General features: G+C 50.1%; 8 protein-coding genes. 1 reads left to right on the top strand and 7 read right to left on the bottom strand.

The annotated features are described in order from the left end of the window. Positions 1–82 precede the first annotated feature (82 nt). The 6 genes from Enr17x_RS10635 to Enr17x_RS10610 form a co-directional block, all read right to left on the bottom strand. Positions 83–1,867, bottom strand: a complete 1,785-nt coding sequence (locus Enr17x_RS10635; RefSeq protein WP_232101017.1) for a peptidoglycan D,D-transpeptidase FtsI family protein — start codon at positions 1,865–1,867, stop codon at positions 83–85. A 37-nt stretch (positions 1,868–1,904) separates the two neighbouring features. Further along, positions 1,905–2,225, bottom strand: coding sequence for a hypothetical protein (locus Enr17x_RS10630; protein WP_145308511.1), 321 nt, complete (start codon positions 2,223–2,225; stop codon positions 1,905–1,907). A 97-nt stretch (positions 2,226–2,322) separates the two neighbouring features. Then, positions 2,323–4,227: a LysM peptidoglycan-binding domain-containing protein gene (locus Enr17x_RS10625; protein WP_198001088.1), complete on the bottom strand. Its 1,905-nt coding sequence runs from the start codon at positions 4,225–4,227 to the stop codon at positions 2,323–2,325. A gap of 91 nt (positions 4,228–4,318) precedes the next feature. Beyond that, positions 4,319–5,230: a 16S rRNA (cytosine(1402)-N(4))-methyltransferase RsmH gene (rsmH, locus tag Enr17x_RS10620; RefSeq protein WP_145308507.1), complete on the bottom strand. Its 912-nt coding sequence runs from the start codon at positions 5,228–5,230 to the stop codon at positions 4,319–4,321. Positions 5,231–5,859: 629 nt separating this feature from the next. Next, the gene (locus Enr17x_RS10615; protein ID WP_145308505.1) at positions 5,860–6,315 is read right to left on the bottom strand and encodes a division/cell wall cluster transcriptional repressor MraZ; all 456 of its coding nucleotides are present in this window, start codon (positions 6,313–6,315) and stop codon (positions 5,860–5,862) included. 202 nt (positions 6,316–6,517) lie between these two features. Then, entirely contained in the window at positions 6,518–7,639 is a 1,122-nt protein-coding gene (locus tag Enr17x_RS10610; RefSeq protein WP_145308503.1) for a glycosyltransferase, read from the bottom strand. A 239-nt stretch (positions 7,640–7,878) separates the two neighbouring features. Between Enr17x_RS10610 and queA the strand changes: the two genes are divergently transcribed. Further along, the gene (queA, locus tag Enr17x_RS10605; RefSeq protein WP_145308501.1) at positions 7,879–8,934 is read left to right on the top strand and encodes a tRNA preQ1(34) S-adenosylmethionine ribosyltransferase-isomerase QueA; all 1,056 of its coding nucleotides are present in this window, start codon (positions 7,879–7,881) and stop codon (positions 8,932–8,934) included. Between the two features lie 13 nt (positions 8,935–8,947). On the opposite strand, the gene Enr17x_RS10600 is transcribed toward queA, so the two are convergent. Further along, complete coding sequence (locus Enr17x_RS10600; protein ID WP_145308499.1) at positions 8,948–12,007, bottom strand: PVC-type heme-binding CxxCH protein; 3,060 nt, start codon at positions 12,005–12,007, stop codon at positions 8,948–8,950. Between the last annotated feature and the right edge of the window lie 143 nt (positions 12,008–12,150).

Raw genomic sequence — 12,150 nt, 5'->3', positions numbered from 1 at the left:
TGATCGCGCATTTCCGGCAATGCAGCACGGAAATAGACATTCCCTGACCACAAAATGGGAAACCGGGGTCAACTACAAAAGATCAACGTAAGGCGTTGCGCTGCCTGCGGGCAGTTCGATCCATTGGCTTCAGACCAGACTTATCAAAGGGAACTCTCTGATACATCAAAGTCTTATTCAGAATCTCGGCAGCAGGAGGCCCTGCAATCGTTCCACCATAGTGGTTTTCTCCGACCGAAGGTTCATTCACCACAACCAGTACGAGTACTTGGGGATCATGCGCTGGTGCCCCACAAATAAACGAACTCACATGCAATTGTGATGAATACTTCCCCGTCTTTGGATCAGGCTTTTGGGCAGTCCCTGTCTTCCCAAAAACCGCATACCCCTCAAGCTTCGCTTTCCTCCCGGTCCCCCGCTCAACGGTTTCTGTCATCGGAACCCTGACTAACCAATCTGCCACGTCGGGTGAAACGATGGGAGTCGAAACCATCGGGCGAACCTGAACAGGCTCTTCTTCCGAACGTGGAAAATAATTATGGTCAATCTGATCCCGAATCAAACGGGGATTGAGTAACTTCCCTTGATTTGCCAGTGCTACATGGGCCGTGATCAGCTGAATCGGGGTCACAGCAATCTCCTGTCCCATCGGGATCGACCCGGTCGAATAGATATTCCACGACGAGAGCGGCCTGACGATTCCCGTCAGTTCTCCCGGCAGTTGAATCCCCGTTTTCTGCCCGAACCCAAACGCCAGCACCGATTCATACAAGCCGGGATTGGTCAATCGTTCTCCGATTTTTGCCATTCCGATATTACTCGACTTCACCAGGATATCCGTGACGCTTAACGTTCCATAGCTATGATGATCATGCAGCAAACGCTTTCCCATCCGGTACTCGCCTTGTTCGCAATCGAACTCTTCATCCTTGTCCAGCAGGCCCTTTTCCAGAGCCGCAGCCACAATGAAGGGCTTCAAGGTGGACCCTGGCTCATAGATTGAAGCAATCGCCGTATTCTTCCACGCAGACTCGGAAATCGCTTCGGGGTGGTTTAAATCAAACGTCGGCACCGATGCCATCGCCAGCACTTCACATGTTTTGACATCCATCACAATCGCACACGCACTTTTCGGTTGCCACTCCTGCACGATCCCCTGCAACTGACGCTCTGTGTACAACTGAATGATCGAATCCAATGTCACAACAAGCGTTTCCCCATTCCGTGCCGCGACACGCGAATCATTGCGGACCTCAATCACACGACCATGCGCATCGCGAATCAGAAAACGATGCCCATCCTGCCCACAAATCAGATGATCAAAGGCCTCTTCAAGGCCGCCCTGCCCTTTGCCGTCAATATCCCGTAGTCCCAATGCATGGGCCGCTAACGCACCTTGGGGATACTGTCGACGATACTCCTGGCGAAAGCCCCAGGCATCATCTGACAAATTCAGATTACGAATCGCCTGCAACTCCTGCTCTGAAAGACGGCGTTTCACCCAGAGAAACAGCTTATCGCGGTTCTGTTTTAATCGTTTCTGAAAATGTGAGAGATCAAGGTGCAATGCCTCACAAACAGCTTCGACATGCTCCTGTTTTTCCAGTCGTTGTGGAACAACATACAAGCTGTTACTGATGATTGTCGTTGCCAGTAGGCGCCCATTCCGATCCAAAATGTCTCCAGGCCGGGCGGGAATTTTTTCTTTGTAGACCTGCTGCCGCGCGACAACTTTCGCAAACTGACGGTGTCCGATATATTGCAGATAAATCAGCCGTCCTGAAATTACAGCCCACGCCAGAACCACCATGCACACCAGAAACCAGGTACGCCAACTGATTCGAAGCTGCGACTTTTCAGTGTTCAAGAAACGGCCTGCCTTCGTCATAGGTCCTGAGATACGGTTACTTCTCGCCTGCCGCCTGTTTCGACGAATGGTTCAAATGCCACTGCAACAAAGGCATTTCACGGCGATTCGTCGAGACTGGCTGCTGATTTGTTTCGACGTCCAACTCACCCCGTTCCATCGAGTTCAACACCTGCCTGGGAGAACCAGCGCGTTGTGTGGCCAATTTCATCTTGGCATGCGCGTCGATCAACACATCCAGTTGATAATGCTGCCGACTCACTTGGCGTTTCAGCTTCAGGCTTTCTTTCTCAAGCGCAATCCCGATCAATGAGACAGCAACCGCCAGCATGATTGCACTACCAAATCGGAATAACATCAAGCCCAGCCTTCCACAGGCAGCGGGTGGGTGATCTTCAAATTCGCTGCCGGATTAGTTCCTTATGAAAAAAGACGAATATAACGTCTGTTTTTCACTATCGGCTGGATGACTTTCCGGGAACAAGGCTGACTCGGCTGGCATCATAAGGCAGCTGTAATTCAGCTCCAATTTGTAGCTTGTTCGGATTTTGCAGTCTCTGACGATTGATCTGATAAATCTGATACCAGCGGGAAGAACGTCCCAGATGCTTCTGTGAAATGTCAGTCAGAGTATCACTGCTTCCCACACGATACATCGGACGACCATCCTGGCTGATAAAAAAACCGGCAGGCTTACTCGACTTGCGACTTCCTCCCTGACCGGAAAATTCACTGACCATGGTCTGCGTCGCTTTATGCCGGGCCCGATACTCTGCATCAATGGTCCCCTGATCGGGAGCAATCAGTTTCAAACCAGGTCTCATCTTACGTGGATCGCTGACACGGCTTCGGTTCATTTCAGCCAACAGCTGAAAATAACGCCCGCTACCATAAAGCTTCTTGGAAATCGTCCAGAAATTCTCTCCATTCTGGACGACGTACTCTCCTCCTGTCGGTACGGTGGGCTGCTGATTAAAGACGTCTTGCTGCTGCGAACCAAACTCCTGTGTGGAAACCTCTCTGACAGGGGCAGGACTATCAAAGAGCCCTTGCGCCTGAGGAACCTGTTCCGCCGGCATGGCGGAATCACGAAAAGTTCCAGAATCGATGGCTGCAGCAGGACGCTTGACTGTTGTCACACTTTCAGCCTGTTGCGCCGAAAATTCCTCTGGTCGAAAATTTCCGAATCGTTCTTCACTTTGGCCGGGATTGGGTTCACTGAATTCAGAAGCCTGAGGCTGTTCAAACTGCTGATTATCCATTGCTACCGCATCCTGCCCCTGACCAAAGGCATTCTCGAGTTGTGCCGCGGATTCTTGAGGTTCGCTTTGCGAGAAACCGGCATCTCCAAATGCGTTGGCATCGCTGGGACTGGAGATCTCTGTAATATTCACTTTCGCCGGTTTTTCAGAAAACTCTTCTGTATTTTGCATCTGGTTCGTGTTCAGACTCTCTGACGAACCGAATTCATCAAATGCATTTTCCGCTGGCTGCTGTGGTTGCTGCATCACCTGTCCCTGCTGTGCTGCGGCACCGCCAAACGGATCTGGTTCATCTTGAAAGGTGTTTGCCGCTGGTGTCTGGGCAAACTCCTGTCCTGCAGGCTGTTCCATCAAACCAGAATCAGCGCCAGCGGCAGGAGGGGCAAACTCAGATTCTGTACCGACGTTGAATTCGTTCTGTTGTGGCGCAGTCTGTGATGCAGCTGCCCCCGCAGGCTGTTGTGCAAATTGATCACCACCGGCAAAAGGGTCCTGCTGCCCATTATCAAAGGCGGCCGGATCGGGCTGCTGTGGCATTTCATTCTGAAACTCATTCTGAGCGGGATTCGCAAATTCATTACTGGCCCCAGCAGGCTGATCAAACTGCTGAAACCCGGTGTCTGACTGATTCGCAGCCATTTCAGTTGGCTGCGCTGGTTCACTCTGATTATCAAACGCATTCTGCGCAAATTGACCTGCCCCCTGTGCTTCTGGCTGTGGCTCTGCGAACGGATTCCCCTGCTCTTCCTGAGGTGTAGAAAAGCCGGAGTTCTCTCCATCAGGCTCATTCCCAAAAGTATCGAAGCCGTTTGACTGACTTGCCAGCTGACCTGTGGTACCCGCTTCCGGATTCCCTTCGGCAAAGGGATCTGATTCCGTTTTCGACTGATCACTCTCAGGCGTCTCTTCCGCGGGACTATTTACTGCCAGATCTTCCTGTGGTCGGTTGATCTTCTGATAGACCACCAACCCAAAGGCACTGAGCAGGATACAAATCAGGCACAGCCCGACTTTGGTTTCGATGGCAATCCCTGACTTGGGTTTTTCAACGCCCCAGTCTTCTTCTGACGCCTGTTCTGCTTTTTTTTCTTCAGTCATGGCTCTGAACCATTTCCAATTTAAACGTAATTTCTGATTTTCCAGACAAACAGAAATCTGCTTGCCTACCTGTTTCATTCAGTCGTAATAATTATGTTTTCATCGCCACCCGCAGCTTCGCGGTTCGGCAACGTGGATTCACCCGTTGCTCGGCCTGCGTTGCCACAATGGGCTTTGGAGTTAAGTTTTTCCAGATGGTTCGATCTTTAAAAGCCTGTTTGACCATTCGATCTTCCAGAGAGTGAAAGCTGATAATCGCAGCTCTGCCTCCCGGTTTCAGAACCTCAGGGAGAACCGATCCCAACATCGTTTCCAGTTGTTCCAGTTCCTGATTCGCTGCAATCCGCAGTGCCTGAAATACACGTGTGGCCGGGTTTTTCCGTGCCGCCGCCAGTGCCTTGGCTGGAATTGCCTGCTGAACCACTTTAATTAACTCTGCCGCCGTTTTGATGGGCGCCGTTTTTCGCTGCTTAACCAGTTGACTGGCAATCCGCTGGCTGAATCGTTCCTCTCCATATACTTCGAAGATTTCACACAACTCTGATTCCGAGCGTGTTTGCAACAGTTCCCAGGCGGGCATTCCCGTGCTGGTATCAAACCGCAAATCTAGTTCGCCCGATGATTCAAAACCAAAACCGCGTTCGTCGTCTCCCAGTTGATCAGAAGACAAACCCAGGTCCAGCAAAACGCGATCAATGGACGTTAATCCTATTTCACCCAAAACGGTGGGAAGTTCCGCGTAACTCGCCTGCCTGAGATGACATTGCCCCTCTGGCAATCTCTCGACTCCTAATTTTTCTCGGGCAAACTCCAGCATCATCGTATCACGATCCAGACCGATTAAAGTTCCTTCTGTACCAATTTTCCGCAGGATATGTTCGCTGTGACCTCCAGCGCCTACGGTGCCGTCTACGACAACCAGGCCCGGAGATAAATCCAGCTGTTGAATCACTTCTCGTAATAAAACCGGTAAGTGAATCGGCCTTTTCTGATCACCGGACATACCTGACATTCAATTGGTAACGATTCTAAATATAAAATGATCCCTCAGTGAATTGGAGAACCGTCATTGAGGCCATTTCCATTTCACCAACAGGAGAAATATGAATTGATTATTTATTGGGAGGGGTAGAGACTTTGAAGTGTTACTCAGAGAGATTGCTTGCCTGAGAAGCAAACACAAGAACCGGCCTGATTCTCAAGCATGGGGAGTTTAGGAAATTCCTGTTTTTTTAGCAAGATCAGTTAAAGATTTTTGAGAAGCAAAAACAGCGTGACCTAAGTTCCCTCTCAGAAACCAATTGAAACAACAGCCCGCTCGCCGCAGGAAGCCGGCGAAAAAGAAAACCTGTCTTAAACAGGCCCAACTCCTGTCCAAGGAGGGAACCCTGAAGCCATCCGTCTCAAGCAGCTTCCATTCTGCTTGTATCAGGAGACGAACGACCGGTGGCCCAACCTAATATCCTGAGCACACACAGGTGACATCCATTTCACCTTCAATCCGCGAAGCCCGGTAGCCAGCGGAAGAGTTCCTTTATGTCCTCCTTGAACAATACTTTGTTTGATTTCGTTACGTTAATCAGTCTTCAAATTGGTTTTCATCAATGAAATGTTCCACATCACATCAAACGATTACCAGGGCATCTGGCCAAAGGCTTGTGCAGCCATCTCATCAAAATGAGGGCCATGATTGTTAAGATAGGAATTCCAACGCGTGCTACTCCAGATCTCCGCATGGTCTTGAACTCCAATCAACACCACTTCTTCTTTTGCTTCCAGGCTGGCTAGTTCGGCCAGACGTTCGGGAATACAAATCCGTCCTTGAGAATCGACTTCCACTTTTTCTGCCCGCGAATAATACAGACGCAGATACTGAGCTGCCTCCGGGCCGTTCCTGGAATACTCTTTCAATCGTTGTGCCTGCTGTTCAAATCCTTTCTCAGAAAAAAGCAATAAAGAGGATTCCGTTCCTGGGGCAATGTAAATCTGGGTAAACTCCTTGTTCACAAGCTCTTCCTTGAGCCGTTTGGGAATCGCCAATCGCCGTTTACCATCCAGAATCTTGTTGAACGTCCCCGTTAGTGCCATTGATCCCCACTCATCACCACTATTCACCACAGAGTGATGAATTTACCAGCCAGAATCAAATCGTCAAGCATGATTGAAAGGTGGAGTTGAAATCGGCAAACTCGAATTGACCTAGATACTTATCACAATTGGAATTGTGACTTTGAGGATTTTTACATTTTGTTGCGATCGACCTGATTTAGGGTCAAAATTTTCTTAAAAATCAGGCGTGTGAAGACAGGATTTTCTCATAAACCTGTTCATATTTGTGTGCGATCGAGTCCCATGTAAACTCTTTCTTCACAGTATCTTGCGCATTCCCCGCCATCTTGCGAAACGAGGCGGGCTGGGTAGCCAGAGCCTGTAATGCTTGCTGAATCTCAGCGGGGCTTCTCTGGGCCACCAAAGTCCCCTGCTCTCCCTGCTGGATCAATTCGGAAACCCCATCCACTTCCGTCGAAATCACAGGCAAACCGGAAGCCATCGCTTCCAGAACCACGTTCGGCATCCCTTCCCATAACGAAGGTAACACCAGACAGTCAGCGGCTCGCATCAATTGGGGAATCTGAGACTGCCAACCGGCAAAATGAACACGCTCTGCACAGGACAACTGGTTGGCACTCTGTTGCAATTCCGTTTTCAACGGCCCCTCGCCGACAAACAGCAAATGAAAGTCAGGAGCCTGTTCTGCAAAGCGGCCAAACGCCGTCAATAAATCACCGGGGGCTTTCTGTGGATCCAGCCGCCCCACAAACAACACCACTTTGGCATCAGCGGGAATGCCCCAGAGACTCAAATCCAGCGGTTCAGCCGACGCAAACAGTTCGAAGTCGACACCATTGGGGATCACGGTCACTTTCGACTCAGGAAGTTTTCCCGCCCGAATCGAAAACTCCGCCACCGATTGACTGACGCAGATATTGAAATCCACCAGTCGATTTGTCAATCGGTCCAGCAACAAGTGTCCATTTTTTCGTTTTTCGGAAACACGAATCCCAGAGACGATATGTGGCACACCTGACCGACGAGCGGCGATCCGCCCTGCAAAATTCGCATGAAATAAAAATGTTTGCAGTAAAACCGGTTTTTGTTCTTTGAACTTTCGTGCCAACTTCCAGATAATACTCACATCCCAGGCGGAACGCGTGTGCAAGATTTCGGTGGGAACTCCCGCAGCCTGCAGATCAGCGGCAAGAGGCCCCGTGCCTGTCAGAGAGTAGACAACGGGCGCCCATTTTTCGCGATTCAACCGCTTCACGATCTGTACCAGCGCACGTTCCGCCCCACCAGGCTGCAAGCCGGTTATACAAAACGCAATCGGAATGGGCGATTCAATGTCAGACAAGCGCCTGGCCTCTGAGAGTTATGAGAAATCAAGAAACAAAACAGGATTGTTCATCATACCTGAATTCTATTGTTCGAAGGCGGAAATGGTCGACAAGCTTAGATTTCGAAATTGTGCGCAATATACTAAGAGAAAATAAAAATCTCCGTTAAAATCCGATAATTCCCGCTGTTTCCAGAGAAGATTCGATCAGGTCGAACCAGACTCTCGCAAAATGAAATGATTTAGAAACCGGTTCGATGACTGACTTAAACGCATTTGACTACCATCTCCCCCCCGAATTGATCGCGACTGAACCCACCCAACAGCGGGATCAGTCACGCCTGCTGGTGCTGGATCGAAAGTCTCAGACCATCAGTCATAGTTCTATTTCCGATCTCCCCCAGTATCTGAATCCCGGCGACTGCCTCGTCTTAAATGACACGCGGGTACTCTCCGCCCGCCTGTTCGGCGTCCGTAAATCAACGGGCGGCAAGTGGGAAGGCCTCTACCTCGGCTCAAACGCAGCGGGACAATGGAAACTAATGAGCAAGACCAGAGGCAAGCTGTTGCCAGGCGAGATCATTGAACTGCAGCCCGCGCACCAACGCAGCGAACAGAAACAGCTCTTCTTAATAATGGAATCGAAAGACGAGGAAGGTTACTGGACGGTGACCGTTCAATCCGAAGAAGACCATCACCGTCTGCTCGAACACTTCGGCACCATGCCTCTGCCTCCTTATATGAGACGGGAACTGGCGACCGACGAAGACTGGGAACGTTATCAAACCGTGTATGCCAATCAGCCGGGCGCTGTCGCAGCGCCGACCGCCGGCCTACACTTCACTCCGAAACTCCTGGAACGCTGCACACAAAAAGGAGTGGGCATCGCTCACGTCACTCTGCACGTCGGCATTGGTACATTCAAACCGATCTCTGCCGAGACACTTGAAGAACACAAAATGCATTCTGAGTGGTGTGAATTACCACAAGTCTCCGCCGACTTGCTCAATGCCACACGTGCGCAGGGCGGCAGAATTGTATCCGTAGGAACCACCAGCGTTCGAACTCTGGAATCGGTCGCGAAACAAGGCCCGCTCACAGGCTGGCAGGGAGAGACTGATATCTTCATCTATCCCCCCTATCAATTTCAGGCCGTCGATTGCTTATTAACTAATTTTCATTTGCCCAAATCAACGTTGCTGGTTCTGGTCAGCGCGCTTGCCGGCTCGGAGTTCATCCGCGAAGCCTACGAAAAAGCTGTAGAAGCAAACTATCGCTTCTACAGCTATGGTGACGCCATGTTAATTTTATAGCCGGTCAGTAAAACTACTGTGGCTTGGCGATGTCCTTGGGAACCTGACCACTCAGATAACGCCAGTTCTTGATAAACGAAATCAAGTCGGCCATCTGTTGTGGATTGATCGTCTTCTCCAGTCCGACCGGCATCAATGACACCCCGTTGGATTTCATTTCGTCAATTTCCTCTTTCAGAACTGTAATCGTTTTTCCTTCCGGTTGGGTTAACGTAATCGATGCACCACTGTCTGAAGAAATGATCCCGGTATGGACCACGCCATCAATTGTGACGATTGTATAGCTGAAGAAATTCGCATCAATGGCCCGGTTCGGATCCAGAATATTCGTCAGCAGATACTCGGGTGTTTTCGTACGAGAATCACCAATATCTGGAGCCACATTGACACCGACATCCCCAATCTTATGACAGGTCACACAGTTCTTGACAAATACCTGCTTCCCGTCCAGGGGATTGGCTTTGAGCTTTAAAGAAGCCTGATATGCGGCCAGCACTTTTTTACGGTCGGCCGGAATGGCAGCAGCAAAGAGCTTTGCGGCCCGTTTCTTAATTTCCGGATTGCGGTGCCGTTGCAAACGGGATGAACGGGAAGGTCCCAGTTCTGAAATTTTAATCTGATCCTTTTCAATGGCATCCAGCAACAGATTGGTCCGATCCTGATTCGACAACATCGCATCCAGAATCGCCCGTCTCATTCCCGGTGTCTGCGTGGCAAACCCATCCATTAACACCACCCCGATCTCTTGATCAGAATAAGGGCTGATGGCACCAATGGCGGCAATTTTCACCTCTTGAGAGACAGCACCCTGGATCAGTGAAAGCAGCGTTTTGCCACTCATGTCAAAACCAACGAACTGCAAGATACCAATCGCATTCAGTTTTTGAGCCAGCGGAGTTTTTGGATTCGCAGCGGCATCGACCAGTTTCTGATAGAAGGTCTTCAACTGTTGCTGATCGGCTTCAGATAACTTGGTCTGATACTGACTAATTGATTTTCCACGTCGTCTGAGACTGTTCCCCAGTCCTTCAAAACCGGCGATCTGCAATACGAGTTGCTGATCGGAGTCCATCCTGGCAATCAACGAGAGTGTTTCTTCGATTTCGTCTGCTTTTAGTCGAGGACCGATGACCGCTGTCATTTCGCGGACGGCATCAGTCACACCTGCGTGAGTTGATACCCTGGCATCGGCTGCATTCAGTTGTTTGAGAAACGATTTGAAAATCGCCACGGTCTGATCGGGAGCAGAAGAAAACACGGCAGCACGTGTCCAGGAATCATCGGCCCCCTTCAGCATCAAGCGAGCCAGCTGATCTACCATCGAAGAGACATCACCCGCCTCGCCCAGGCTGATGGCCAACTGAAATCGCAATCGCCCATCTGCCGAATCGACCAGCGACAGTACCTGTTCTTTCAGCTTGGAATTTTTCGACAAACGCGGCTCACTGAGACGTACGGCCTGCTCTTTGACGCGCTGTGAGGCATCCTTCAAGGCCGTTTCCAGAACCGCATCACTCAATTTCCCTAATCCTTCTAATGCCCATAAGGCCTGGATTCGTGCCTGTGCTGATTTCCCATTGGAAACCAGTTGTTCTAACTGCGGTTGAATCGAAGTATCCTGATGTTCGAAGATCAAACGTGCGGCGGTTTCCCGCTGCCAGGCGCTCTTCGAACCGAGGGCTGTCACCAACTGTTCCGGAGTCGCATTGTTCAAAGACGTATAAACGCTTTTATCGATCTTGGCATTCTTGGGAACAATGCGATAAATCCGCCCTCGATCAATGCCATCGTTCAAGTCCGAGCGTTCTTTCAATTCGGCCGGCATGAACTGCGGATGCTCAATCACCGCGCGATACATGTCACACAAGTACAAGGCCCCATCAGGACCATTGGCCATATTCACTGGTCGGAACCATTCATCACGGCTGGCGATGAATTCCACTTTGTCACGACCATATTTTGAATCATAGGTCGCTCCCATCGGCGTCATGACATCGCGGTGCACCAGATTCGCGGTCGGCTCACAGGTGAAACTGTTCCCATAAAACCCTTTGGGAAACAAGTCTCCCCGGTAAATGGTCACACCACAAGCGGCAGTAAACTGCCCCGCATGCAGTGTGGAAGTCGTCCAGGTTCGGCTGATGGCGTACACGCGGGAATCTTCTCCATCAGGAGATACATCATGATAGACCGACTTCACCGCCAGATACGGATTTCGTTTCAGATAGCGATTTTCCAATACGATATGTTTATTCGGATTCCGGTTCGTACAGACAAACCGGTTTCCATAATCATCAAACGTCAGACCAAACTGACCGATTCCCGATATCGATTCATATTTACCTGACAAAGGATGAAAGCGAAAATCAAGACCGTTGATCGGAACCTGCTTCGCTTTTTTCTGCCATTCCGGATGCGTGGCAATCACAGAACCGCCACGTAGTCCATTGGAAATATAAATGTGATTATCAAGCCCCAGCGTCGGATGGTTGGCCCGCAATTGTGAGTTTTCTTCTTTGAACCCCGTGAACCACGTTTCCACGACATCGGCTTTGTCATCGCCGTTGGTATCTTTCATAAACTGCACTTTGCCGGCCAGGGTGACAATCAGCCCCCCTTTCCAAGGTTGAACTCCGGTCGCAAATAAGAGTTTGTCGGCAAAGACCGTCGCGGTCTCATAATACCCATCCTGGTCTTTATCGCGTAATAATTTGATGCGGCTTTTCGGATTTTCGCCTGGTTTAGGTCCATGCGGGTAATCCGTCATTTCCACAACCCAGAGGACTCCGGTTTCATCAAAGGCCACCGCCACCGGGTTAATCACATTCGGCTCGGACGCTACCACCTGCATTTCAAAGTCGGGGTGAACCACTGTCTGCTTCAATGATGCTTCAGGAGATAAAGGCGACTTGGGCACCGCCGTCTGCTTTTCGGCAGCCAGCGTCAACTGCAGGCAAACTCCCAAAGCCAGTACGACAAACCCCCATCGAATTCCGGAGGCAGCAATTCCCGAAATCGAATCATTGTTTCTCAAAAGACGTTGTTTAAACGTAAGACGTTTCGCTCGTTTCATGTTCGATCACCGTATCAATACAGACTGAATTCTGGTTGGAATGACAACTTTTGATATGTCAGCGTCAATCCATCGTAACTGACACTCAGACGTTTCTCTATCTTCCCTAAAGCCGGTTTTGGGAAATCCGCCGAATTTATTAA

Origin of the sequence: Gimesia fumaroli, from assembly GCF_007754425.1 — a bacterium.
Taxonomy (GTDB): domain Bacteria; phylum Planctomycetota; class Planctomycetia; order Planctomycetales; family Planctomycetaceae; genus Gimesia; species Gimesia fumaroli.
The sequence above is the reverse complement of the archived record's forward strand: the minus strand, read 5'-3'. Positions and strand labels throughout refer to the sequence as shown.

What these genes read in the sequence shown, in the direction of transcription:
- Enr17x_RS10630 (WP_145308511.1), bottom strand. Translation starts at nt 2,225, where the DNA reads ATGTTATTCCGATTTGGTAGTGCAATCATGCTGGCGGTTGCTGTCTCA.
- Enr17x_RS10625 (WP_198001088.1), bottom strand. Translation starts at nt 4,227, where the DNA reads ATGACTGAAGAAAAAAAAGCAGAACAGGCGTCAGAAGAAGACTGGGGC.
- queA (WP_145308501.1), top strand. Translation starts at nt 7,879, where the DNA reads ATGACTGACTTAAACGCATTTGACTACCATCTCCCCCCCGAATTGATC.
- rsmH (WP_145308507.1), bottom strand. Translation starts at nt 5,230, where the DNA reads ATGTCCGGTGATCAGAAAAGGCCGATTCACTTACCGGTTTTATTACGA.
- Enr17x_RS10615 (WP_145308505.1), bottom strand. Translation starts at nt 6,315, where the DNA reads ATGGCACTAACGGGGACGTTCAACAAGATTCTGGATGGTAAACGGCGA.
- Enr17x_RS10600 (WP_145308499.1), bottom strand. Translation starts at nt 12,007, where the DNA reads ATGAAACGAGCGAAACGTCTTACGTTTAAACAACGTCTTTTGAGAAAC.